24 protein-coding genes are annotated in these 22,600 nt (G+C 59.5%); 8 read left to right on the top strand and 16 right to left on the bottom strand.

The window, feature by feature from the left end:
- Positions 1 to 9: 9 nt before the first annotated feature.
- Positions 10 to 1,209: a cytochrome-c peroxidase gene (locus tag ACR0LI_RS08850; RefSeq protein WP_245223529.1), complete on the bottom strand. Its 1,200-nt coding sequence runs from the start codon at positions 1,207 to 1,209 to the stop codon at positions 10 to 12.
- An 87-nt stretch (positions 1,210 to 1,296) separates the two neighbouring features.
- On the opposite strand from ACR0LI_RS08850, the gene ACR0LI_RS08845 reads away from it, so the two are divergent.
- The gene (locus ACR0LI_RS08845) at positions 1,297 to 1,767 is read left to right on the top strand and encodes a tetratricopeptide repeat protein (protein ID WP_171723832.1); all 471 of its coding nucleotides are present in this window, start codon (positions 1,297 to 1,299) and stop codon (positions 1,765 to 1,767) included.
- Between the two features lie 30 nt (positions 1,768 to 1,797).
- Here ACR0LI_RS08845 and ACR0LI_RS08840 read toward each other — a convergent pair whose 3' ends face one another.
- Genes ACR0LI_RS08840 through ACR0LI_RS08815 form a run of 6 tightly spaced genes read right to left on the bottom strand, consistent with a single transcriptional unit; the run spans position 1,798 to position 7,374 of the window.
- Positions 1,798 to 2,859 (bottom strand): TRAP transporter substrate-binding protein, encoded by a 1,062-nt coding sequence (locus ACR0LI_RS08840; RefSeq protein ID WP_152460164.1) that lies wholly within the window; start codon positions 2,857 to 2,859, stop codon positions 1,798 to 1,800.
- A 24-nt stretch (positions 2,860 to 2,883) separates the two neighbouring features.
- Entirely contained in the window at positions 2,884 to 4,173 is a 1,290-nt protein-coding gene (locus ACR0LI_RS08835) for a TRAP transporter large permease (RefSeq protein WP_480620243.1), read from the bottom strand.
- Complete coding sequence (locus ACR0LI_RS08830; RefSeq protein ID WP_171638394.1) at positions 4,174 to 4,761, bottom strand: TRAP transporter small permease; 588 nt, start codon at positions 4,759 to 4,761, stop codon at positions 4,174 to 4,176.
- A 53-nt stretch (positions 4,762 to 4,814) separates the two neighbouring features.
- Positions 4,815 to 5,333, bottom strand: a complete 519-nt coding sequence (locus ACR0LI_RS08825; protein WP_245223513.1) for a flavin reductase family protein — start codon at positions 5,331 to 5,333, stop codon at positions 4,815 to 4,817.
- The gene (locus ACR0LI_RS08820; protein WP_480718361.1) at positions 5,330 to 6,220 is read right to left on the bottom strand and encodes an aldo/keto reductase; all 891 of its coding nucleotides are present in this window, start codon (positions 6,218 to 6,220) and stop codon (positions 5,330 to 5,332) included. Before ACR0LI_RS08820 ends, ACR0LI_RS08825 begins: the two co-directional genes overlap by 4 nt.
- Positions 6,220 to 7,374: an LLM class flavin-dependent oxidoreductase gene (locus ACR0LI_RS08815; RefSeq protein ID WP_480488289.1), complete on the bottom strand. Its 1,155-nt coding sequence runs from the start codon at positions 7,372 to 7,374 to the stop codon at positions 6,220 to 6,222. Before ACR0LI_RS08815 ends, ACR0LI_RS08820 begins: the two co-directional genes overlap by 1 nt.
- Positions 7,375 to 7,479: 105 nt before the next feature.
- Here ACR0LI_RS08815 and ACR0LI_RS08810 point away from each other — a divergent pair, with 105 nt between their 5' ends.
- On the top strand, positions 7,480 to 8,190 hold the full coding sequence (locus ACR0LI_RS08810; protein ID WP_480718360.1) for a GntR family transcriptional regulator: 711 nt from the start codon (positions 7,480 to 7,482) through the stop codon (positions 8,188 to 8,190).
- A gap of 12 nt (positions 8,191 to 8,202) precedes the next feature.
- Positions 8,203 to 9,297: a Gfo/Idh/MocA family protein gene (locus ACR0LI_RS08805; RefSeq protein WP_480718359.1), complete on the top strand. Its 1,095-nt coding sequence runs from the start codon at positions 8,203 to 8,205 to the stop codon at positions 9,295 to 9,297.
- Between the two features lie 76 nt (positions 9,298 to 9,373).
- Here ACR0LI_RS08805 and ACR0LI_RS08800 read toward each other — a convergent pair whose 3' ends face one another.
- Both ACR0LI_RS08800 and ACR0LI_RS08795 read right to left on the bottom strand, forming a co-directional pair.
- On the bottom strand, positions 9,374 to 10,015 hold the full coding sequence (locus tag ACR0LI_RS08800; protein WP_480488293.1) for an NAD(P)-dependent oxidoreductase: 642 nt from the start codon (positions 10,013 to 10,015) through the stop codon (positions 9,374 to 9,376).
- A 12-nt stretch (positions 10,016 to 10,027) separates the two neighbouring features.
- On the bottom strand, positions 10,028 to 10,915 hold the full coding sequence (locus ACR0LI_RS08795) for an EamA family transporter (protein ID WP_480718358.1): 888 nt from the start codon (positions 10,913 to 10,915) through the stop codon (positions 10,028 to 10,030).
- Positions 10,916 to 10,992: 77 nt separating this feature from the next.
- On the opposite strand from ACR0LI_RS08795, the gene ACR0LI_RS08790 reads away from it, so the two are divergent.
- Positions 10,993 to 11,502, top strand: coding sequence for a MarR family winged helix-turn-helix transcriptional regulator (locus ACR0LI_RS08790; RefSeq protein ID WP_480718357.1), 510 nt, complete (start codon positions 10,993 to 10,995; stop codon positions 11,500 to 11,502).
- A 182-nt stretch (positions 11,503 to 11,684) separates the two neighbouring features.
- Here ACR0LI_RS08790 and ACR0LI_RS08785 read toward each other — a convergent pair whose 3' ends face one another.
- The 3 genes from ACR0LI_RS08785 to ACR0LI_RS08775 form a co-directional block, all read right to left on the bottom strand.
- The gene (locus ACR0LI_RS08785; RefSeq protein ID WP_210092974.1) at positions 11,685 to 12,029 is read right to left on the bottom strand and encodes a TetR/AcrR family transcriptional regulator C-terminal domain-containing protein; all 345 of its coding nucleotides are present in this window, start codon (positions 12,027 to 12,029) and stop codon (positions 11,685 to 11,687) included.
- A 479-nt stretch (positions 12,030 to 12,508) separates the two neighbouring features.
- Positions 12,509 to 12,685: a hypothetical protein gene (locus ACR0LI_RS08780; RefSeq protein WP_480488299.1), complete on the bottom strand. Its 177-nt coding sequence runs from the start codon at positions 12,683 to 12,685 to the stop codon at positions 12,509 to 12,511.
- A gap of 177 nt (positions 12,686 to 12,862) precedes the next feature.
- Entirely contained in the window at positions 12,863 to 13,774 is a 912-nt protein-coding gene (locus ACR0LI_RS08775; RefSeq protein ID WP_480718356.1) for a LysR family transcriptional regulator, read from the bottom strand.
- A 225-nt stretch (positions 13,775 to 13,999) separates the two neighbouring features.
- Between ACR0LI_RS08775 and ACR0LI_RS08770 the strand changes: the two genes are divergently transcribed.
- The 4 genes from ACR0LI_RS08770 to ACR0LI_RS08755 all read left to right on the top strand — a co-directional run bounded on the left by ACR0LI_RS08770 (position 14,000) and on the right by ACR0LI_RS08755 (position 17,713).
- On the top strand, positions 14,000 to 15,667 hold the full coding sequence (locus tag ACR0LI_RS08770; protein ID WP_480491109.1) for a GMC family oxidoreductase: 1,668 nt from the start codon (positions 14,000 to 14,002) through the stop codon (positions 15,665 to 15,667).
- Between the two features lie 350 nt (positions 15,668 to 16,017).
- Complete coding sequence (locus ACR0LI_RS08765; RefSeq protein ID WP_480718355.1) at positions 16,018 to 16,407, top strand: COG4315 family predicted lipoprotein; 390 nt, start codon at positions 16,018 to 16,020, stop codon at positions 16,405 to 16,407.
- Positions 16,408 to 16,454: 47 nt separating this feature from the next.
- A complete protein-coding gene (locus tag ACR0LI_RS08760; RefSeq protein ID WP_480491106.1) occupies positions 16,455 to 16,964 on the top strand; it encodes an RNA polymerase sigma factor in 510 nt (169 codons plus the stop codon).
- Positions 16,961 to 17,713: an anti-sigma factor family protein gene (locus ACR0LI_RS08755; RefSeq protein ID WP_480491104.1), complete on the top strand. Its 753-nt coding sequence runs from the start codon at positions 16,961 to 16,963 to the stop codon at positions 17,711 to 17,713. The genes ACR0LI_RS08760 and ACR0LI_RS08755 overlap by 4 nt, the downstream gene beginning before the upstream one ends.
- A gap of 5 nt (positions 17,714 to 17,718) precedes the next feature.
- Here the strand turns inward: ACR0LI_RS08755 and ACR0LI_RS08750 are convergent, their stop codons facing one another.
- From ACR0LI_RS08750 to ACR0LI_RS08735, 4 genes are all read right to left on the bottom strand, one after another.
- Positions 17,719 to 19,452 carry a SulP family inorganic anion transporter gene (locus tag ACR0LI_RS08750; RefSeq protein ID WP_480491102.1) on the bottom strand — a complete coding sequence of 578 codons (1,734 nt, stop codon included), beginning with the start codon at positions 19,450 to 19,452 and terminating at the stop codon, positions 17,719 to 17,721.
- Positions 19,453 to 19,566: 114 nt separating this feature from the next.
- Complete coding sequence (locus tag ACR0LI_RS08745) at positions 19,567 to 21,249, bottom strand: bifunctional protein tyrosine phosphatase family protein/NAD(P)/FAD-dependent oxidoreductase (protein ID WP_480718354.1); 1,683 nt, start codon at positions 21,247 to 21,249, stop codon at positions 19,567 to 19,569.
- 14 nt (positions 21,250 to 21,263) lie between these two features.
- On the bottom strand, positions 21,264 to 22,103 hold the full coding sequence (locus ACR0LI_RS08740; protein ID WP_480718466.1) for an MBL fold metallo-hydrolase: 840 nt from the start codon (positions 22,101 to 22,103) through the stop codon (positions 21,264 to 21,266).
- A gap of 75 nt (positions 22,104 to 22,178) precedes the next feature.
- Entirely contained in the window at positions 22,179 to 22,550 is a 372-nt protein-coding gene (locus ACR0LI_RS08735; protein WP_480491100.1) for a hypothetical protein, read from the bottom strand.
- Positions 22,551 to 22,600 lie beyond the last annotated feature (50 nt).

The following is a 22,600-nucleotide window of genomic DNA, read 5'->3' as shown; positions in this document are numbered from 1 at the left end:
ATCCTGACCCTAAGGAGTAAATCCTTTCGGCACACCGAATATCGGAGAGTCTACGCTGCGACCTGTCAACGAATGCAGAAAAGCAATCAGGTTTTCGATTTCCAATTCCGCAAGCTGGATCGGATCAATATCAATTTTCTTGCGTTGACGTGCCATTTCATATTGGTCCTGCCAAACCAGAAAATCCGTTTTTTGCAACCATGGCACCTTGGGTAAGGCAGCCATTTGAGGGGTCCATTTGTCTAGGCTGGCCTGCGGATCCAAATGATGGCGAATGACGCTTTCAAGATCGGGGAAAGCGCCATTGTGACCGTAAGGCGCGGTCAGGGCAACATTGCGTAGCATCGGGGTACGGAACCTGTAGGCATCCTCAAGGCGGTTGCTTTCACCCATGCGGCCGACATCCCGGACGAAGGGATCCCACTGCCGGGTGCGACCCGGCCCAAAGGGTGGCAAGCCCAGTGCATGGAACTTCTGATCTGACATGAGCGGTCCGCGGTGGCAGGCGGAGCAGCGGGCTTTTCCGTAGAACAGCCTCATCCCCTCGATTTGCGCAGGTGAAAGGGCATTCATGTCGCCCGCAAGATAGTGGTCAAACGGGCTGTCAGTGCTACGCCACTCGATCGCCATGAAAGCGGCCAGAGCGTTGGCGACTTGCGTGATCATGATGTCCTCGGTCGTCTCGACCTCATCAAAGGCGGCGACGATGGCCGGACCATAGCGAGGATCGGTGCGGACGCGTTTCGCCAGAATGGGCCAGCCCTTGTCGATACGATCATGCACCGCGCCTGTGACTTCATTTTCGGCCACATTGCCCGCCATCTCGAATTGTGAGGTCAGGGGGAACAGAGCCTGTGCCGCCAGCAGGGAGTTCAGGCCCTCGGGCAGCCACTCCTGCGCCGGGGAATTGAAGCCGTTGCCGTAGACGTCGGAAATGCTCAGCCTGCCGTCGTGAAAGACGGTGTGTATGTCCTTGGCCGCAAGATTCCACAGGCCCGGAGAGTTGCGAGGGATGCGCTTGCGTATTCTGTCGGCCCCGGTGCCGGGTGTGCGGTCCGGCCCCAACCCCTGCCCGCCTTCTCCTATGCCCAGCGACAACCCGTCCGAAGTGCCGAAATCCGGGTGGTGACAATGGGCGCAGGCGATGTTGCGGTTGCCTGACAGGATCGGGTCGTAAAACAGTTGATGACCGATGGCGGCCTGTTTCATATCAAAGGGGATAAAGTCATCATCGGTCAGCGGGCGCGGCAAATCCTGTGCTACAGCGGCCCCGACCCAGAAGAAGGCAACGATCCCATGCGCCAGCTTGTTTTTGCCCTTTGCGTATTTGCGTCTCCGGCTCTGTCCGAACTGGAACAAGCCCGCGATATGATGGAAGCCGGACAGTTTGCAGCCGCGCGCGAGGAACTTCTTCCAGCCGCGCGCTCGGGCAACGCCGAGGCTGAAGAGTTGATCGGCGTGATGTACGGGCTGGGTTTGGGGGTCGAGCAGGATTACGAACGAGCCTTTGAATGGTATCTGCGCGCCTCGATGAAGGGGCATCCGGGGGCGCAGTCGGGCGTTGGCTGGTATTATGAATTGGGTCTGGGCATGCCCGCGCCCGATCTGGTGCGTGCGTATATGTGGTACACGCTCAGCGCCATTGGCGGCGACCCCGACGCGGCGATCAGCCTTGAGGAAGTGGTCAAGAAAATGTCGCCGCAGCAGATTGAAAAGGCGCATGTTCTGGTCAACGACTACAAAGGGTGGATGTACCCGTTTCGGTGAGGGCCAGGCCGCAAAGCCCGGCCCAACCGTTCACTTCAGATCCGCATCACGAGCGGCGTTGACGTCCGCCTCAGCCGCCGCGACCGCCTCGGTCAGTGCAGCAAAGATCTCGTCGCCACGCGCAACGTTGGACTGGAACCAATCATAAACTGGCGTTGCGGCCTCTTTGAACGCAGCCTTCTGATCGGGTGTCAGCACATAGAGGTCTCCGCCACCGGCGACGAAATCTTCATAGGCTTGGATCGACTTGCGCTTGGGGGAGGCGAAAGTGGCCTGTTGCAGGGCATAGAACCCGTCGACCACGACGCGGCGCAGATCCTCGGGCATCTCCTGGAACTTGGCGTTGTTCATCCACCACAATGCGCCCATATAGGCGTGGCCGTCCAGCGTTACGTATTGCAGGCCCGCATCCGGGAATTTCATGCCCATGATGTCGGTGATGCCGTTCTTGGATCCTTCAACGACACCGGTCTGGAAGCTGGTGAACAGTTCCGGCCACGGGATCGGGGTGGGCGACGCACCCAGCGCCTTGACCAGTTCCTGCGGCAGGTCGGCGACGACGGTGCGGATTTTCAGACCTTCCATATCCGCGGGCTCGGCAATGCGGCGCTGTGTGTTGGCAAAGTTGCGCCAGCCGCCTGTGTTGCCGATGGTCATCAGACGGATTGCGCCGCCAGAGTCCTCAAGCGCCATGTCGCGCATTGTGCGGGTGAAATCGCCCGACAGGACATGCTCGGCAATGCGGTCATCGGCCATCAGATAAGGCAGGTCCAGAACCTGCACGTAAGGAAAGATGCCTGAGGCACCGCCCGAGGTCGAGATGTAGATGTCGATGGTGCCGTCTGCCACGCCCTGCAAGCATTCGGCCCCGTTCGAGCAGAGCTGTGTGCCGATGAACAGTTCGACCTCGATCGCGCCGTTCGAGGCAGATTCGACATAGTTCTTGAAGACGATCAGACCGTCATAATCCTCATCGTTTTCGTTCGAATTTGCGGTTGCGCGCAGCGTATAATCGGCGGCTGTCGCAGCCATGGCGGACGCCGCCACCAGCGATGTGGCCACCGCTGCGGTTTTGATGAATTCTCTGAGCATGCGTTTCCTCCCTGTGGAACTCAGTTAGTTGGCAAATCCCGTTATCCTCGGGATCGTCATGGATAGTGCGGGTATGTAGGTGATCAGGAAAATCACGATGATTTCGACCGCCAGGAACGGCAGGATCGCCTTGGCGATGGTTTCAACCCGTTCGCGCGATACGGCGGCGGCCACGAACAGCACAAGGCCCATTGGCGGGGTGGCGAGGCCGACGGTCAGGTTGACGCTCATGATGATGGCGAAATGGATCGGGTCGACGCCGAGACTGGTGAAGATCGGTCCAAGGATTGGTCCAAGGATGATGATCGCGGGGCCTGCGTCCAGGAACATGCCGACGATGAACAGCAGCAGGTTGATCAGGAACAAAAGGATCAGCGGGTTTTCTGACAGGCTGAGGATCAGCGAGGCCAGTTGTTCCGGCGCATGGCTGAGGCTGACGACCGTCTTGAACGCCATCGCAGCACCAACCAGCAGCAGAACAACGGCTGAAGTCATGCCTGCATTGCTGAGCACCTCGGGGACCTCTTTCCATGTCAATGTCCGCAGGATGAAGAACCCGATGATGAAGGCATAGCCCACGGCGACTGCCGCAGCCTCGGTCGGTGTGAAGATACCACCCAGAATACCGCCCAGAATGATGACCGGTGTCATCAATGGGAAAAAGGCCTTCAAACTGGCCTGACGCCGCTCGGGCCATGAGTATTTGCGGCTGGCGACGGGGAAGTCATAGCGGTCGGCCATCAGTTTGATCATCAGCATCAGACCGACACCGACCATCACGCCCGGCACGATCCCCGCAAGGAACAACGCGGCCACGCTTTCGCCCATCACATAGGCGTAGATGATCATGATGCCCGAGGGCGGAATGATCGGCCCGATCACGGAACTTGCCGCCGTGATCGCGGCGGCGAATTTCCGGGTATAACCCTGTTTCTCCATCGCCGGGATCAGCATCGACCCTAGCGCCGAGGTGTCCGCCACGGCGGATCCCGAGAGGCCCGCAAACAGGATCGAACTCAGCACGTTCACATGCGCCAGACCACCGCGCAGATGACCCATCAGAGCCTGCGAAAACTCGACAAGGCGGATGGTGATGCCGCCTCGGTTCATGAGCTCTCCGGCCAGCATGAAGAAGGGGATCGCCATCAGAGGGAAGCTGTCCATGCCGTTATAGACATTGCGATACAGCAACGTGATGTCGTTCGTCTGGCCGTTCAGCCACAGCAGGATACCGGGCGCCGCCAGCAAAGCGAAAAAGACCGGCAGGCCGATCAGCAGGAAAATCAGGAAGGTGGGCAGGAACCAGATCAGCACTTATTCGGCCCCCACTGCCGCATCAGGAATTTCAGGCAACAGGTGGCCGCCGCCCAGCAAGGTGATGAAGGATCGCAGGATCAGCTCGATATTCACCGAGATCAGCAGGATGATCCCCACCAGCAGCGATGCCATCATCCAACTGCGCGGAATGCGATACCATTCATCGAACCCGAAAGAGGTGGGCAAATACAGCGCGGCAGTGGCGAATTTTCCGCCAAAGCCGGTAACCTCGGACCAGCCGATATTGACCGCGACCAGCAGGACGGCGAACGAGAGCAAAAGCAGGAACAGATTCAGCGTTTGACCGATGATACGGGGAAGGAAGCGTTCCAGCATGTCTATGGCCACAAAGCCGCCACGCCGAAAGGCAGTGGGCGCCATTAGACCGGTCATCCACAACATGCAGAACCGCGCGGCCTCATCCGGCCACGGCAGCGCATTGCCCAGAACGTATCGGAAAAACACCTGGATCAAGATTGCGATCACCATGAGCGCAATCGCAACAACACCAAACGCGCGGCCCAGACGCAGCACGGTTTCGTTCACGAATGCAATCGGTGCAAGCACCGATGCCAGTCCGCCCATGCGGATCCTCCCTTGGTCAGCCGTGGGTGTCCCCCACGGTCATCAAATCGCGCTTAGACTTTCGCGAATTGGCCGAGTTTCCCGGCATAAAAGGTCAGCGCGTCTCCATCCGACATGCTGGCCTTGAGAACCTTTCCAACCACAATAACGTGATCGCCTGCATCGTGATACGCGTGCTGTTCGCATTCGAACCGCGCAAGGCAATCTGCCAACACCGGCGTCCCATTCTCACAGCGCTCGTGGCTGATGTCCCGCAGTGCAAATGCGTCTTTCGAGCAGCCGAAGCACAGCTCGGCCTGGTCCGACGACAGCACATGCACGCTGAAATGGCGGGCCTTGTGGAAATAGGGGAAGCGACGCGAGTTGCGGTCTCCGGCCCACATGATCAGCGGTGGGTCAAGCGACAGGGACGAAAAGCTGTTGGCGGTGATGCAGACCGGACCGTCCGCGCTGTTGCAGGTCACGATGGTGACACCGGTTGCAAAGCGGCCGAAGGCGTCGCGCAGGGTACGTGTGTCGTCCTTGTGTGGAGTGAAGGTGCGCGTCATGTCCTTTGAGATTGCGTTCATCATGGTACCTCATGTCCCAGTGCCGCCTCGTACAGGCGGAACCAGCTTTCGCGATCCAGTTTGACTTTCAATGCGTCCGAGGCGCGTTTGATCCGGTCCAGATTGTTGGTGCCCAGAACCGGCAGGATGTTGGCCGGGTGGGCCAGCAGGAACGCCACAGCGACGGCGGCGCGATCTACGCCGAACCCGGCTGCGATTTCATCGGCAACGACCCCAACCGGCGGGTTTCCGGCCATCAAAAAGCCTCCACCCAGCGGCGACCATGCCATCAACGGATGGCCATGCTGTTGGTGAAAGGCCAAATCACCGTTGGTGAATGGGCTGATCTGACCCAGAGAAATTTCGATCTGGTTGGTGACCAACGGCGTATTCATCGCCGATTGCAGCAACGACCAATCCCAAGGGCGGAAGTTGGACACACCAACCGCGCCGACCTTGCCACTGGCAACCACCTCATCCAGCGCTGCACCGGTTTCATGGTGATCCATCATTGGATCCGGGCGGTGGATTAACAGCAGATCGATGTGGTCAATCGCCATTTCCGACAGCGACGTGTCGACCGATTTCAGAATGTGGGCGCGCGAGGTGTCGTAGTATTTTACCTTCGCATCCGCGTAACGGCCAACCGGCGCGACGATGTCGCATTTGGTGACGATCTCCATCTTCTGACGCAGGTTTGGATTGGCGCGCAGGGCGGCACCCAGCACGGCCTCGGCCTGGTAGCCGCCATAGATGTCGGCCTGATCGAAGGTGGTGATACCCTGATCCAGACAGGTCTGAATCTTGGCCTCGACATGGCCCGCGGACGTGTCACTGTCATCGCCCAACCGCCACATGCCATAGACAAGGCGGCTCATCTCCAGCGAGTCAGATAGTTTCACACGTTGCATCAGCGGCGTTCTCCGTTGCCCAGCGGTGTGGCCGGGGTCGTTTTGGGAACCCTTCCGTAAGCTTCGGGAAGAGAACAGGTTTTCAAATTCGGCAACACGCGAGCGCCGAAATGGCGGGCTTCGTCCAGATGCGGGTAGCCCGAGAAGATGAAGGCGCGGATGCCCATCTTCTGGTATTCCTCGACCTTCGACATAACCTGATCCGTCGATCCGACCAGAGCGGCACCGCAACCAGACCGTGCCCGGCCAACACCGGTCCAGAGACCGGGTTCGACATAGCCGTATTCATCCGCCAGATCGCGGTTTCTGGCCTGATGCGCCACCCCCAGCGAGGTCGAATCCAGCGCCCGTTCGCGGATAGCGCGACCATATTCGTCGTCCAGCTTCGAGACGATGTAATCCGCGTATTCCTGTGCTTCAGCCTCGGTATCGCGAACGATCATATGGACACGCAACCCGTAATCCAGCGTGCGGTCGCAGTTTTCAGCGACGGCGTGAACGGCCTTCATCCGTTCAGCCAGTTGATCCTTGGTTTCAGGCCACATCAGGTAGACGTCACAATGCTCGCCGCACAGGTCCAGGGCAGAGGGAGAATAGCCGCCGAAATAAAGCAGCGGGCCGCCGGTCTGATATGGCTTGGCCGGGTCGGTGGTCAGGCCCGAGAAGTTGTAGACCTCGCCTGCATGATTGATCTCATCCTGCGTCCAGGCCTGTTTCAGAATCTCCACCACTTCGCGCGAGCGCTGATAGCGGAACGCGCTGTCGGCCTTCTCACCGGGAAAGTCGGATGAGATGATGTTGACCGTCAAACGCCCCTTCAGCATGTGGTCCAGCGTTGCGATGGTGCGGGCCAGCATGATCGGTTGCATCTCGCCACAGCGTACGGCGGCCAGCAGGTTGATCCGGTCGGTGATCGGAGCGCAGCCGGCGACAAAGCTCAGCGTGTCTTGACCGACCTGATAGGAGGACGGGCAGAGGATGTTGCGAAAACCCTGCGCTTCGGCCTCTTTCACAATGTTCGAGCAATGCTCCCAACTCGACCGCAGGTCACCGTCGGGAACGCCAAGGAACTGGTAATCATCGGAACACAGGGCAGCGAACCACGAAACTTCGGCCGCATCCAGATCGGGGGATGTGATGGGGACGATGCTCATTTGATTCACGCTCCGTACATCTTTGACTTTCCTCTTGCGTAGCAATCGCTTTGATGTAGATCAATAGTGTATCAATTTTTCCTGCGACCGAGTGAAGCGTCTGCCGTGCCTGCATCCAACCGAAACCCCAATGCCCTGCCGGTATATATTCAGATCGCGGAACTTCTGATCCGTGACATCGCGGCTGGTCGCCTTATTGACGGTGAACGATTGCCGCCCGAGCGCGAGATGGCCGCAGAGCTGAATGTCTCGGTTGGAACGCTGCGAAAATCGCTCTCAGAGCTAGAAAAAAAGGGGATGTTGGAGCGAATCCAAGGCTCGGGGAACTACATACGCGAGACCGGTACGCAAAACAGCGTCTATGCAATGTTCAGGCTGGAACTGCCCGAAGGGGGTGGCCTGCCTCGTGCGGATATCCTGTCGGTTGACCATCTGAAAAAGCCGGTTGATCTGCCAAAATTCGGTGCTTCTGACGCCGGTTCGCGTGTCCGGAGGATGCGCTACCTGAATGATACAATCATCGCTGTCGAAGAAATCTGGCTGGACGAATCAGCGGGCCTGATCGACCAGAGCCTGCTGTCCGACTCGCTCTATCGCTATTATCAGCGCCAGTTGGGCTTTTGGATCGCAAGAGCCGAAGACAGGGTTTCGGTCCGGCCTCTACCGGACTGGACGCCTTCTGACTTCACCAAGCCAGCCGGCCAAGCAGTCGGTTACATCGAGCGGTTCAGCTGGTCGGAAAGCGCCGAACCCGTCGAATTCTCAAAAACCTGGTTCGACCCGGATCGGGCCAACTACGTTCAACGTCTGAAGTAGAAGGAAACGCACATGACCCGGACCATCAATTACGGGCTGATTGGATGCGGAATGATGGGGCAAGAGCACCTGCACAATATCGGATTGCTGGAAGGTACCAGAGTGGCTGCGATCTTTGAACCCGATCAGGAGATGGCAAAAGCCGCCAAGGCAATTGCGCCGACTGCAACCATGGCAGGTTCCGTGCAAGAGTTTTTGGCAGTAGAGGAACTGGACTGCGTCGTCATTGTCAGCCCGAACCATCTTCATGTGGACCAGATCTGCGAAATCGCTGAAACACGTCCTCTGCCGCTTCTGGTAGAAAAACCATTGTTCACCGACCCGCAGGACGCGCCCCGGCTCGAGCAGTTGCAGCGCGACTACCCCTGCCCGATTTGGGTTGCGATGGAATACCGGTATATGCCCCCTATCGCTGCTTTGATCGACAAGGCCGAGGCGACAGGTGGGGTGAAAATGCTGTCGATCCGCGAGCATCGTTTTCCCTTCCTCGACAAGGTCGGCAACTGGAACCGGTTCAACCGAAATACTGGCGGTACTTTCGTCGAGAAATGCTGCCACTTCTTCGACTTGATGCGTCTGATATTGCGATCCGATCCGGTGCGCATCACGGCAAGTGGCGGGCAGGCGGTGAACCATCTGGACGAAAGTTACGACGGTCAAACCCCGGATATTCTGGATCACGGCTATGTTCTGGTCGACTTTGCTTCGGGCGCGCGCGCGATGTTGGAACTTTGCATGTTTGCCGAAGGCGCACGCTACCAAGAAGAAATATCGGCCGTCGGACCGGACGCCAAGATCGAGGCGTTTGTTCCCGGACCCGGACGATTCTGGCCCGACCATTTGGGTGCCCCGCCGCTGCCGCAGGTGATCCTGAGCCCGCGCAACCCCAAAGGTCCGGTATCAATGGACGTTCCGGTCGACCCCACCCTTTTGGCGGCAGGGGATCACAATGGGTCGACCTATTATCAGCACAAAGGGTTCCTGGCCGTGCTTCGTGGCGAAACAGCAAAACCGGATGTAAGTTTGAAGGACGGCCTCTGGGCTGTCAGGATGGGGCAAGCGGCACAACAGGCAATTGAAACCGGTGAAACGGTTTATCTGGCCTGACCCGCTCCCGCTGGTCCCTGCCCGGCCTGCTGGTCGGCTGGCCGGTCTGCCTTTCCCTGGCGCTCTTGAACAAGTGCTAGTAACCGACCGTGAACGCAGCACACTGGAAATTGGCTGATTGTGCCTCGTCTACCAACGCAACGGCAAAGTCTTCCATCGATATCTCCGAATTGCCCAGTTCATCGACCAGCAGCGTGTCGGTGCCGGTTCTGAACGCGCCCAGGCGTGGGCCGGGCTGCAAAAGGGCTGGAGGGCTGGCATAAGTCCAATTTGCCGATGTTTCAGAGGCGCAGAGCTCCCATTGCGCCATCGATGCGCGGGCTGTTGGAACGATGTTGTCAGGCAAGAAATCCGGATCTGACAGAACCGTATGCGGACTGCCGTTTGGCAGATGCAGGCGCGCGGCGCCGCCAACGATGATCACCCGAAGACCCGTGCGTGAAGCAGCATTTAGGATCGAACGTGTCAGAGCCACGATCTCGCCTTCGCGCCCGGGCGGAGAGCGCAACGCGCTGATCGCAAGGTCCTGAGACTCCATGGCTTTGACGAGGGTTGCGGGATCTGTCGCATCCGCGATGACCGGTCTGACACCCTCGGGCAGCTTGGCAATCGCTGCCTCGTTTCGAATAGCTGCGGTTACGAGATGCCCGCGAGCAAGCGCTTCCGTTACGACGCGAGATCCGACATCGCCGGTGGCACCAAATACTATGAGTTTCATCGGAGTTCTCCTTTACAATGGGTGGCGGATGGAGTTTTTCAAAAGCTCAGATGGGCGGGTAGGCGCCGTTCTTTGACCAAGCCAGATTGCTGCAAAGACAAGCGCGGCGCCGGCGATTTGCATCTGTGTCAGCGCCTGACCCAGCAATGCCCAACCGATCAGAACGGCGGAGAGCGGGCTGAGAAAACCAAGCGCCGAGACGGCCCCTGGCTCTATCCGTGAGATACCGCGAAACCACAGGATATAGGTGAGCGCAGCCCCGATGAGCGCTAGGTAGAGGATGCCTGAGAGGTTCCGTGCATCCAGTGTTGGAAGCGGCGGCTCGATGAAGACGGCCAGAAGCACCAGCAACAGACCGCCGGCGGTCAGTTGCCAGGCGGTGAAGGTAAGCAGCGGCACCGGAGGTTGCCATTTCCGAGTCAAGACCGTGCCTGCCGCCATCGAGGCCGCCCCGCAAACTCCGGCAATCAAACCGATGGGATCAAGCCTTATACCTGACCCTAGGACAAGCAGCCCGACACCAAAGATGCCGATCAAGGCAGCCATCACGGCCGACGCTCTGATCGCTGTCCCAAGCAGCAGCGCGGCCAGGAACACGACGATCAGAGGCTGTATCGCACCGACTGTCGCCGCGACCCCTCCCGGCAGCCTATAGGCTGCGATAAACAGAAAGGCCCAGAAAAGCGTGAAGTTGAGCGCGCCGAGAACGAAAATGCGCAGCCACCAAATTCCTTTCGGCAAGCGCGGCGCCATTACCAGCAGCAGAAGGCCGGCAGGCAGAGCGCGCAGGGCGGCCATCGTCACCGGATACCCTGAAGGAAGGAATTCCGTCGTCACAAAGTAGGTGCTGCCCCAAACCAGCGGCGCAATGGCTGTTAGTGCAATGTCGATATGTCTCATCGCGGATCTCCATTATCTTGAGGTCAAGATATATCCATTTATCTTGACGTCAAGAGATAACTTCGCAATATAGTTTCATGGACCACGTAGAACGCATCATTGCCCAATGGAACAAGGCCCGGCCCGACCTTGATGTCGGACCGATGGAAATCATCGGTCGGCTGTCACGTTTGACTTCCAAGCTTCGGGGCGAAATGGACAGAACCTGGAAGGCTCATGGGTTGAACGCCGCCAGCTTTGATGTCCTGGCGACCCTGCGCAGATCCGGAAAACCCGATGGCTTATCCCCTGGAGCATTGCTGGATCTGACCATGGTGACCTCGGGAACAATGACCAATCGCATCGATCAACTCGTCAAACACGGCCTCGTCGAGAGGGTGCCAAACCCTGAAGACAAACGCGGGTTTCTGATCCGTTTGACAGAAGCCGGATTTGCGACGATCGAGAAAGCCGTCGTCGATCATGTCGACACACAGCATCGCCTTTTGCGCGGACTAACCTCGGCAGAAGCCAAAGACTTGAACAAGCTTCTGAAAACGCTGGATGAAAGGGTGAACTCCGAAAGCGGGGCGAATTCAAGCGATTAATCGTCGTTCAAGATGCAACGCATGACCACGACCTTTTGGTTCTATGACGCATCGATATGGGCGGCCCAGACCGGTCATCGCTTCTGCGGCGCCCGCCAGACCGGACTTTGGCCGCAGGTGCAAAGTCCTGAACCTTTCGAAGGTGCATTTCGCGGTACGAAGCGGGCGTTCGCGATCACGCGTCAAACGTCTGCTTTGTAGTGCGCCAGGAACATCGCGACGCAATCGTCCAAAACATCTTTGGGCGTCGGGTTTTTACCGAGGAAGAACTCTGGCCAGAAAAAGAAGTTCTTTACCAGCGCCAATAGCTGGTTGGTTGCAAAAACCGGATCAGCCTTTCGGATAACGCCCACATCCACGGCTTCGCTGAACAGCCTGGTTATTGGGTAATCAAGTGTCGCGGTTTCAGTGAAGAATTGCCGGGGCCGGTCAAGGTCACGGATCAATTCTGAGATGACCATCCGATTCAGTCCGATGGCCGTCTCTTCCGTAATCACCCCAATGCAGCGCCGCAAGGCTTCCTTCAATCGCTCGACGAAGTCACGATCCGGGTCAAAGGGCCGAAGGCGGTTCCGACCTATACCAACATGCTCATCGGCGGTCGGGGCATGCAGTCTCTGTTTTCCATCGGAGAAGTCTAAGCCGACAAGATCGTGCAGCCATCCCTGACCATCTACAGCAGTACGGCCTTCACCGCCCCTAGCTCAACGCAATTTGTCGGAAAGCTAACGAATAAGCACGAGGAACTGGCATTTGATCAGTTCTCGCACGTGGACTTCTACTACAAACCCGAGGCGGTAAAAGCATCGTCGGATGCGGTGGTTGAGTTCTTTGGCAGATAAACTGACAAGGCAGAGGTCAGTCCGCGACCTCTGCCATTTTGGTTGGTCAATTACAGGATCGCTTGACCGTTCCCGTATGAGCTTTGCCGTCATCTTATGTGCGGGTTGCAGAACTCGGCCTTCGTTTCGGGGTGCTCGCCAAAGAGGTTACAGCCGATGAAGCGTCACGTATCGCCGTCCTCGACCCAGTGTCGTTTCTTGTCGTCGCCCGGGATCAGATCATAGGTTGTCTGAACGTCTTTCCCAATGTTTTTGGCGTGGAACGCGACAAAAAACGAAGGCGGCACGGTTGCACCATGCATGGTCTTCGCAGCAGCCGGGCCGATATCGTCACCACCCATTGTTTGAAACCCACCCCACTATGCAATAAGTTGTCCTGTGCTCACTTGCTGTCTGTGCAGAACATGGCACTTGGGGCCGACCAGGTTTATAGCGCCGCCCGCCGTACCACGCGCAGAACGCGCCGGATGGCAATTTGCAACACGCCTCAGAAGTATTTTGCAACCTCCCAGACGCGATCACCAGGACCGGAGCAACAGGTCAAATGTCTCGGCTATCATCGGGTTGTCTTTGCGACGTTCCAATGCCGCGAAACTCAGACACGCAGGAACAGACACGGAATTGCAGACGGCAAGCCCGAAGGATTGCTTTTGATGCAGCGCGATGGACTCGCGGCAGAGGCTCAGGCCAATGCCGGACCTGACCATTTCAAGCATCGAAGCTTCTTGATCCACCAGCGCAACCACATTCGGGCGGCAGGCGTGACGTTCGAAAACTTTGGCCAGAAGGCGATGGTGAACAGAGGCTTCGGGCGTGCCGATCCAAGGAAGGGCTGCAAGCGAAGACCAGTCGGACTCTTCCACCTGCTTCTGCCAGCCAGCCGGTCCGATCACGCGATACGTGAATTCGGCCAACTTGATGACATGCACCGGATCGTCTCCGTCCGACCCGATGCTGGATAGGTCATCGGGCCCACACAAGTAAAACCCGGCATCAACCCGACCCCGCTTGAGCCATGTCAAAATATCTCCGCTGACCCCGTGCTTCAGTTCGGTTTCAACATCAGGATGCTCTGCGCGCAAATTCGCCAACAGACGCCCCAACCGGATGAACTCCGGATCGACGATCGTACCGATCGTCAGTTTTCCACTCAAGCGCCCAACGCGCAGGCGGGCGCTGCGTTGGAAATCACTGACTGCATCGAGGACGTGTTGAGCCTTCGCTAATACCGCAGTGCCGTCATGAGTGATCTGCAACCCGGTAGCGGTTCGGTTGAACAAAGTAAGCCCCGTATCTTCGGAAAGACGCTTGATTTGATGGCTGATGGCCGGCTGTGTCAGGTTCAGCACCTCGGCTGCGCGTGAAACACTGCCTTCCCGGGCCACCGTCACGAAGGCCAGGATGGTGTTAATGCTCGAAAACCGGTCCATATAAAATTTACTAATATGGTATTGTGCAAATTGTCATTAGCTTTTTGCCTGCCGCTCCCGCAGAGATCGGTAAAACCAGCGTTCCGGGAGGGGGCGTGAACCACATCGTTGGCTTGTGGCGGAGAAAACGTGCCGCATAATCGTGCAGCCTGCAAGAGAACAGCATACCTTGTTCCCTCTGGCGCACAACTGGCAACGAAAAGACAGAACAGGTGGAAGACAAAGATGTCTGATGGCGCAAACAGGTACGACTATATTGTGATTGGCGGCGGTTCGGCCGGGTGCCTGATGGCCAACAGGCTGAGCACCGATCCAGGGAACCGGGTTTTGCTGCTTGAGGCGGGCAAGCCCGATACCTATCCTTGGATACACATTCCGGTTGGCTATCTCTATTGCATCGGCAACCCGCGCGCAGACTGGATGTACAAAACCGAACCCGCTAAGGGGCTGAACGGGCGCAGCCTGCTTTACCCGCGCGGGAAAGCGCTGGGCGGGTGTTCCTCAATCAACGGGATGATCTATATGCGGGGCCAGGCCCGTGACTATGACAACTGGGCCAAGCTCACCGGTGAAGAGGCATGGAACTGGGAAAACGCGCTGGCCGACTTCAAGGCTCATGAGAACCACTACCGGTTGGATGACGGCGCCGATCCGCGCACCGGCGACAACAGCCGGTTTTCCGATCTGCACGGGCATGGCGGCGAATGGCGGGTGGAAAAACAGCGACTGCGCTGGGATGTTCTGGACAGTTTTGCCGAAGCCGCGGTCGAATACGGCATCCCCAAGACCGATGATTTCAACACCGGCGACAATGTCGGGGTTGGCTATTTCGACGTCAACCAGCGTTCTGGCTGGCGTTGGAATACCTCCAAGGCATTTCTGCGTCCCGCCAAGTCGCGCCCGAACCTGACGATCTGGACCGAGGCGCAGGTTGAGAAACTGACTTTCGAAACAGGCGAGACCGGTCGGTTGCATTGTTCCGGGGCAGTTGTCTGCCACAAAGGACAGCCCGTTGCGGTCGAGGTCTCAAAGGAGGTGGTTTTGTCTGCGGGCGCCGTGAACTCGCCGCAAATCCTGCAACTGTCGGGGATCGGCCCGGCGGCGCTTCTGAAAAAGCACGGAATTGATGTCGTTATGGATGCGCCCTGTGTGGGCGAGAACCTACAGGATCACCTGCAAATTCGCGCGGTCTACAAGGTCAAGGGCACCAAGACGCTGAACACCCTGGCCAATTCGCTGATAGGCAAGGCCAAGATCGGACTGGAATATGTGCTGAAGCGCTCTGGCCCGATGAGCATGTCGCCCAGCCAGTTGGGGGCTTTCACCCGGTCTGATCCGGCAAGACCACACGCCAACCTCGAATACCACGTCCAGCCGCTGAGCCTTGAGGCGTTTGGCGAAGACCTGCATGATTTCCCCGCCATCACCGTCAGCGTCTGCAATCTGAATCCGACCAGCCGCGGGCATGTCCGCATCGCGTCTTCGGATTTCCGTCAGCCGCCCCAGATTACCCCCAATTATCTCGACACAGACGAAGATCGCAGGGTTGCCGCTCAAAGTTTGCGGCAGGTACGCGAGATCATGTCTCAGCCCGCGATGGAAGCTTACGAGCCGGAAGAGTTCAAGCCGGGCATTCAGTATCAAACCGACGAGGAACTGGCCCGTTTGGCAGGCGACATCGCCAGCACGATCTTTCACCCGGTTGGTACGATCAAGATGGGCCGAGAGGATGATGAAACCGCCGTTCTCGATTCGCATTTGCGCATGAAGGGGGTGATTGGGCTGCGCGTCGTTGATGCCTCGATCATGCCAGAGATCACCAGTGGAAACACCAATTCGCCCACGATCATGATTGCAGAAAAGGCCGCAGGCTGGATGCTGGCCGGTCAATAAATCCTGTAGGCATCCGGGTGCAACAACTTCCCAGAGGAACCACGCGCAAGCCGTTCTCCGATCTTCCGGTGACCGGCGTGAGAGTCGCCGACTTTGGCCGGTATATCACCGGTCCTGCTGTCGCAATGTTGCTGGGCGATCCGGGCGCGGCATCAACGATGTTCCGATCGCTCCGCAGCGACGCGACATCCACTTCCCGATGTCTTTGTCCAATCAACCGGCATTTGGCGCGGCACGCATGACCCTGCCGGGCGCGAATAAAATTCAAGCCCGGGGGAATAAACCCGATCGCCTGCGTGTAAGTGTCATGTCTGCGATGATGCAGACGCCCGACACGGAGGAACACCCGAATGACCCGCACTTCTTTTGCGCTGACCGCATCCACCCTGATGGCATGCGCCCTTGCAACCGCCGCCGCAGCTGGCGACTCCCCGGTCCTGACCGGGAAACTGGGCGATCAGACTATTTTGATGGATGCCGACAAGATGACTCTTTATACGTTCGACAAAGACGAAACGGGCAAGTCCTACTGCTATGATCAATGCGCAGTGAACTGGCCGCCGCTGACCGCAGCCGCGGGAACCGAACTGCCCAAGAACTATTCGTTGATCCAGCGCGACGATGGAACAATGCAGGTCGCCTACAAGGGCCAACCGCTGTATCTGTGGATCAAGGACAAGCAACCCGGAGAAATGACCGGCGACGGCGTTAAGGGCGTGTGGCATACCGCGCGGCCATGATTGCGGCGCCAGGGGGCGGTCCGACCGGGCCGCCTTTGGCTTAGACGATGACACGGACATTCGACCAGCAACTCGAAGACGCCTTGCCCGATCTGTGGCGATTTGCGTTTTCACTGACCCAGAATCGCGACCTGGCCGACGATCTGGTGCAGGATGCGGTCTTGCGCGCGATCCGAAAAAAGGGGCTCAGATGGCCGGGCCACCCGGTCAAGCCCTGGGCGATGAAAATCCTGCTTAATTGTTTTCGCAATGACCGGCGGCGCGCTGCGATCCGTCCCGAAACCGATCCTCGGGCGTTGGATCAACTGGTCTCGCCCGGGGCGACCGCCGAAGAGCGATTGGAACTGCGCTGGCTGTGGCGTCGGATCGACGCCTTGCCGGAGGATCAGAAACTTGTTCTGCTGGCGGTCACCATCGCGGGGTTGACCTATGCCGAGACCGCCCGATTGCTGGGCGTCCCGCAGGGCACCGTCATGTCTCGGTTGTCCCGGGCCCGGACACGGCTGCAAGCCCCGGAAGAACAGGCGGGCAAATCACGATTGCGGAGCATGACATGACGACCGAACCGAACATGGACACTCTGATTCAGGCCGCAGTCGACGGCCAGTTGTCGCCATCTCAGCAGGACCGTCTGGACCGGCACCTTGCCGCACATCCCGCCGACCGTGCGCGGCTGGCGGCAATGATCCGGCAGGCGGGAATAATGCGCATCTCGGTGCCGCAGCCCGATCCCGCGCAACTGGACCGGCTGATGCACAGGGCGCGCGAGGGCACCAGTCACGGTGTGTTAGGGCGGCTGGCCGCAGCGGTGGCGATCTTTGCCTTGGGTCTGGGCAGTGGCCTGCTCCTGTCGCGGGATTCTGTCAAGCCCGAGAAATTGATGGCGCAGGCACCAATTCAGGCGGCAGCGGCACACGCCCTTTATTCACCCGAGGTTCTGCACCCGGTCGAGGTGTTCGCCGATGAGCGCGAGCATCTGCAAACCTGGCTCAGCAACCGGCTGGGCGCGCCGGTGATCGCGCCGGAACTGGGAGAGACCGGCTACCGGCTGATCGGAGGTCGGCTGCTGCCACTGGGCCAAGGCCCGGCGGCCTTCTTCCTGTACGAAAACGAATCCGGCGACCGCCTCAGCCTGTTTGCCAATCTGACCACGGACCCAGCTCGAACCTCGTTTCAATACCGGCGCGACGGGGATTTGGGCATCGTGTTCTGGCAGGATGGGCGGTGGGAATATTCCATGGTGGGCCGCTCCGGTCGCCAGGTCATCGAAACCATCGCGCGCAAGGCCCATGAAGAACTGATCTGACAGGGCTATTCCGCCGCGCGCACCGGTTCGCGGTCGGTCAGGGATTTCCACGCGTCATACTGTGACAGAAAGACCTTGCCGTTCAGGTCGTCGAGGAAGTGGGACTGTTTCAGCCTGTCCATGACCGGGCCTTTGACCTCGCTCAGATGCAGACCGACGCCCATGTCGCGCAGGCGGTCATTGATCGCCTCGAGGCTTTCCAGCGCCGAAAAGTCGACCTCGTTCACCGCCGAGAACATCAGAACCACGTTGCAGATCTCGCAGCCTTCGGTCACGCGCGACTGGATCAGATCCTCGAGGAAGCGGGCGTTCACAAAGTACAGGCTTTCATCCACCCTCAGCGTGACCAGCGTGGGGTCGGTCTCGACCTTGTGGCGCAGGATGTTGCGGAAGTGCTGGGTGCCCGGCACCAGCCCCAGCTCGGCCACATGCGGGCGCGAGGTCTTGTACAGATGCAGCAGGATCGAGATCGCCACACCGCTGGCCACGCCGGTTTCGACCCCGGCCAGCAGGGTCAGCAGGATGGTGGCGGCCACGGCGGCAAAATCGGCCCGCGAATAGCCCCAGGTCTTTTTCAGGATCGAGAAATCCACCAGGCTGAGCACCGCCACGATGATCGTAGCGGCCAGCGTTGCCTTGGGCAGGAAGTAGACCAGCGGGGTCAGGAACAGCGCGGCTATCGCCAACCCGATGGCGGTGAAGGCACCGGCCGCAGGGGTTTCGGCGCCCGCATCGAAATTGACCACCGATCGTGCGAATCCCCCCGTAACGGGGTATCCCCCGGAGAACGCGGCGCCCAGATTGGCCGCCCCAAGGCCGATCAGTTCCTGATCCGGGTCAATACGCTGGCATTTCTTGGCGGCCAGCGTCTGCGCAACTGAAATACTTTCGACGAAGCCGATGATCGAGATCAGTATGGCGGGCACCAGCAGCGCGCCGATCAGGTCCGAAGACAGTCCCGGCAGGGTCAGCGGCGGCAGGCTCTGAGGCACCTCGCCGACGATCTTGACACCCCGCGCGTCCAGCCCGAAGGCCCAGACCGCAACGGTGGTTGCCACAACGGCCGCCACTGGCCCGGCCTTGGTCAGCACATCCGCCAGCAGCGGTGGCACCCCAATGCGTCGCAGCGCGGGTTTGAGGTTCTTGCGCACCCAGAACAGGAAGGCCGTTGCCAGCACGCCGATCACCAGGGCGATCCCGTTGGTCTGGCCGAGATTCTCAACGATCGATCCCAGCATCTCGGGCAGAGTATGCCCATGCGCGCTGACCCCCAGGATGTGCTTGAGCTGGCTGGTGGCGATCAGGATGCCCGATGCGGTGATGAAGCCCGCAATTACCGGATGCGACAGGAAGTTGGCCAGAAAGCCCAGCCGGAACACGCCCAGCAACACCAGGAACCCGCCTGACAGAAAGGCCAGTGTCAGCGCCGCCACCGCATATCCGGCGGTGCCCTGCTCGGCCACCTGCCCCACGGCGCTTGCCGTCAGCAGCGACACCACCGCCACCGGCCCCACCGCCAGCGCCCGACTGGTTCCAAAAACCGCATAGAGGATGATCGGCACGATAGAGGCATAGATCCCCGCCTCGGGCGGCAGCCCCGCCAGCAGCGCATAGGCCAGCGATTGCGGGATCAGCATGATCGTGACGATCACTGCGGCGATCAGGTCGTTCGACAGCGCCGCCCGATCATACCGGCGGCCCCAGTCGAGAATGGGAAGGTAACGATAAAGGCTCTGCATGGGGTTTCGTCCTGAAAAGGCGGCGGTCAGCACGAGATGGCTCTGACCGCCAGATCAAGGCCTGACTTGCGCGAAGACAGGACAGAACTTGCGTCGGTTTCGGGGGTGGGCGGCTTATTCAGCCGCGACTTTCAACGGTTCGGGCTTGGCCATCCATTCCTTGCCCTTCAGCATTGCCGACCAATAGACCGGTGGCAGCAGCTTTTCCTTGAGGAACCAGGCCGCGCGGCTGGGTCTGGTGCCGTCGATCAGGAATTTTGGGAAACTGGGTTTCAGAACACCGCCATACCCGAACTCGGCCAGCACGATCTTGCCGCGCTCCACCGTCAGCGGGCACGAGCCATAGCCGTCATAGGCCGCCACCGGCGAGCGCCCTTCGATATCGGCCAGGATGTTGTCGGCCAAGGTCGGCGCCTGCTTGCGCGCGGCGGCCGCGGTTTTGGCGTTTGGGGCGTTCATCACGTCGCCCAGAGACCAGATGTTGTCAAAGCTCTTGTGCCGCAGCGTCGCCTGATCGACATCGACCCAACCCGCCGCATCGGCCAGCGGCGAGACCCGGATGAAGTCCGGCGCCACCTGCGGCGGGCAGACATGCATCATGTCGAACTCGACCGTCACCTGCTCGGGCTGCTCATCGGGTTTGGCCACCGTGAACGTGGCCGTTTTCGCGGGACCGTCCACTGAAACCAGATTGTGAAAGAAATTCAGCGTGGCGTCGTATTTCCTGACGTACTCCATCAGCGCCGGGACATAGTCCTTTACCCCGAACAGCACCCCGCCCGCGTTCATGAACTGGATGTCGATATCCTTCAGAACCCCGCGCCGGACCCACGCATCGCCCGACAGATACATCGCCTTCTGCGGCGCGCCGGCACATTTGATCGGCATCGGCGGTTGGGTGAACAGCGCGCGGCCCGCCTTCAGCCCTTCGACCAACTGCCAGGTATAAGGCGCCAGGTCATAGCGATAGTTCGAGGTCACCCCGTTACGGCCCAGCGTTTCCTCCAGCCCCTGAACCGCGCCCCAGTCCAGCTTGAGCCCCGGAGACACCACCAGACGGTCGTATTTGACGACCCGGCAACCATCCAGAATCACGGCGTTGTTCTGCGGCTCGAACGCGGCCACAGCGGCCTTGATCCATTTGACTCCCCTCGGGATCAGCGAACCCATCGTCTTGGCCGTCTGTTCGGGCGTGAATACGCCGCCGCCCACCAGGGTCCAACCGGGTTGATAATAATGCACGTCGGACGGGTCGATGATGGCGATCGACAAGTCGGATTTGCGCGCATGCAGGCTGGCGGCGGTGGCGATGCCCCCGGCGCCGCCGCCTACGATCACCACGTCAAAGGACGCATCCCCCGTGTCGGTCGGGGTCTTGCCGCCATTGGCGATTCGGCGGGCGACGCCGCTCATGTCGTAACCGGCGACCTTGGTGGCCGTCAGAATCTCGGAGACGGGCCGCTTGTGCGCTGCCTCGTGCAGCGACCACAACGTGGCCGAGCGCGTGCCCGTCCGGCAATAGGCCAGAACCGGGCCCGGCAACTCGGTCAGGGTACGGCCAAATGCCTGCGAGTCATCATCCTTGACCATCCCGCTCTGTACCGGGACATAGCGCGCCTCAAGGCCATGTTTCCGGGCCGCAGCCTCGATCTCGTCAAAGCTGGGCTGATCGGCACCTTCGCCATCGGGCCGGTTGCAGATGATCGCCCGAAACCCCGCCGCCTTGACGGTTTCCATGTCGCCCGGCGTGATCTGCGGCGAGACCGACAGTGCGTCTGATATTTTCCTAATATCCATGTTGCCTCCGCAGATCAGAGTTTGTTGACGGGAACTTTGAGCATCTGATTCCCATCCTGATCGGTCGGGACGTCGCCCGCGCGGATGTTGACCTGGATCGACGGAATGATCAGTGTCGGCATGGCCAGCGTCACCTTCTCCTCGGCCACGGTGGTTTCCCAGCGGATGTCCCGCCCGTTGGGGCCATAGTCGTGACACATGAACAGGCGCGTCTCGTCAGGCAGGCTCAGCACCTTCTGGATCGAGTCATACAGCGTGCCGGCATCCCCGCCCGGGAAATCGGCCCGGGCCGAGCCGCCATCGGGCATGAACAGCGTGTCACCCACAAAAGCCACATCGCCCATGACATGCACCATGCAGGCCGGCGTGTGGCCCGGCGTGTGCATGGCAAAGGCGGTCATGTTGCCGATCTTGTAGGTCATGCCATCGGTGAACAGCGCATCGAACTGGCTGCCGTCGCGCTGGAACTCGGTGCCTTCGTTGAAGATCTTGCCGAACACCTCCTGCACGATCTTGATGTTCTCGCCGATGCCGATCATGCCGCCCAGCTTCTGCTGGATGTAGGGCGCCGCCGACAAATGATCCGCATGCGCATGCGTTTCGATGATCCATTCCAGCTTCAGACCCTGCTTTTCGATCTCGACGATCAGCAGGTCGGCATGGTCGAACGTGATCCTGCCGGCCGCATAGTCGATGTCCATCACGCTGTCGATGATCGCGCAGGCGTTCGACGTCGGGTCCTTGACGATATAGCTGATCGTCGCCGTCGCCTCGTCATAGAACCCCTGAACCTCGGGCTTGACGCTTTGGTCAACAGGATAGGCGCCAATCGGCGTCGCGATCGCGTCTGTCATCCTTTGGTTGTGCGTGTCAATGGACTTCTGATCGTTCATATTCGTGCCTCCTCTTGGGCGCGAGTCGAGCCTTTGTCAGCCGCGCGTCAACATCATTTCGTGAACGGCCGCCATGACCCGGGTATCCGGTGACCGGGTGACGGTACGGATGCCGTCCGGCAGGTTTTCGACATTTCGCGTGATGGGATCGAAGTTGCGGAACATCGCTGCCAGTTTGGCTGTTTCCTCGGGCGTCGCATTTCGGCCGCGCAATCCCGGCGTGTTCACGTCGTCATGGCCTTGCCCTTCCGCTGTGTGGCGATGCCGCATCGGGCTGCCGGCCCTTCCAGCCTGGCGGCCGGGTGCATCGTGCCGCAGAAAACAGGTGCCGAGCGCACCGACCGCCGCAGCGGCAAGCGCCGCAAGGGCAATGCCGCCGAGCTTCGGGATGTTTTTGCGGTCATCCATTTCCGTCTCCTGGGTTTTGGTCCGCCCGCAACCGAGATTCTGTTCAGGGC

This window comes from Ruegeria sp. CL7, assembly GCF_056536445.1.
Note: the sequence above shows the minus strand (reverse complement) of the source record. Positions and strands in the feature narration are given on the sequence as shown.

Bases quoted from the DNA above. Each gene is read 5' to 3' on its own strand.
- ACR0LI_RS08760 (WP_480491106.1), top strand. From the start codon at position 16,455: ATGACACGGACATTCGACCAGCAACTCGAAGACGCCTTGCCCGATCTG.
- ACR0LI_RS08805 (WP_480718359.1), top strand. From the start codon at position 8,203: ATGACCCGGACCATCAATTACGGGCTGATTGGATGCGGAATGATGGGG.
- ACR0LI_RS08775 (WP_480718356.1), bottom strand. From the start codon at position 13,774: ATGGACCGGTTTTCGAGCATTAACACCATCCTGGCCTTCGTGACGGTG.
- ACR0LI_RS08825 (WP_245223513.1), bottom strand. From the start codon at position 5,333: ATGATGAACGCAATCTCAAAGGACATGACGCGCACCTTCACTCCACAC.
- ACR0LI_RS08830 (WP_171638394.1), bottom strand. From the start codon at position 4,761: ATGGGCGGACTGGCATCGGTGCTTGCACCGATTGCATTCGTGAACGAA.
- ACR0LI_RS08770 (WP_480491109.1), top strand. From the start codon at position 14,000: ATGTCTGATGGCGCAAACAGGTACGACTATATTGTGATTGGCGGCGGT.
- ACR0LI_RS08795 (WP_480718358.1), bottom strand. From the start codon at position 10,915: ATGAGACATATCGACATTGCACTAACAGCCATTGCGCCGCTGGTTTGG.
- ACR0LI_RS08780 (WP_480488299.1), bottom strand. From the start codon at position 12,685: ATGGGTGGTGACGATATCGGCCCGGCTGCTGCGAAGACCATGCATGGT.
- ACR0LI_RS08845 (WP_171723832.1), top strand. From the start codon at position 1,297: ATGCGCCAGCTTGTTTTTGCCCTTTGCGTATTTGCGTCTCCGGCTCTG.
- ACR0LI_RS08800 (WP_480488293.1), bottom strand. From the start codon at position 10,015: ATGAAACTCATAGTATTTGGTGCCACCGGCGATGTCGGATCTCGCGTC.
- ACR0LI_RS08790 (WP_480718357.1), top strand. From the start codon at position 10,993: ATGGACCACGTAGAACGCATCATTGCCCAATGGAACAAGGCCCGGCCC.
- ACR0LI_RS08750 (WP_480491102.1), bottom strand. From the start codon at position 19,452: ATGCAGAGCCTTTATCGTTACCTTCCCATTCTCGACTGGGGCCGCCGG.
- ACR0LI_RS08850 (WP_245223529.1), bottom strand. From the start codon at position 1,209: ATGAAACAGGCCGCCATCGGTCATCAACTGTTTTACGACCCGATCCTG.
- ACR0LI_RS08745 (WP_480718354.1), bottom strand. From the start codon at position 21,249: ATGGATATTAGGAAAATATCAGACGCACTGTCGGTCTCGCCGCAGATC.
- ACR0LI_RS08765 (WP_480718355.1), top strand. From the start codon at position 16,018: ATGACCCGCACTTCTTTTGCGCTGACCGCATCCACCCTGATGGCATGC.
- ACR0LI_RS08840 (WP_152460164.1), bottom strand. From the start codon at position 2,859: ATGCTCAGAGAATTCATCAAAACCGCAGCGGTGGCCACATCGCTGGTG.
- ACR0LI_RS08755 (WP_480491104.1), top strand. From the start codon at position 16,961: ATGACGACCGAACCGAACATGGACACTCTGATTCAGGCCGCAGTCGAC.
- ACR0LI_RS08735 (WP_480491100.1), bottom strand. From the start codon at position 22,550: ATGGATGACCGCAAAAACATCCCGAAGCTCGGCGGCATTGCCCTTGCG.
- ACR0LI_RS08740 (WP_480718466.1), bottom strand. From the start codon at position 22,103: ATGACAGACGCGATCGCGACGCCGATTGGCGCCTATCCTGTTGACCAA.
- ACR0LI_RS08815 (WP_480488289.1), bottom strand. From the start codon at position 7,374: ATGAGCATCGTCCCCATCACATCCCCCGATCTGGATGCGGCCGAAGTT.
- ACR0LI_RS08820 (WP_480718361.1), bottom strand. From the start codon at position 6,220: ATGCAACGTGTGAAACTATCTGACTCGCTGGAGATGAGCCGCCTTGTC.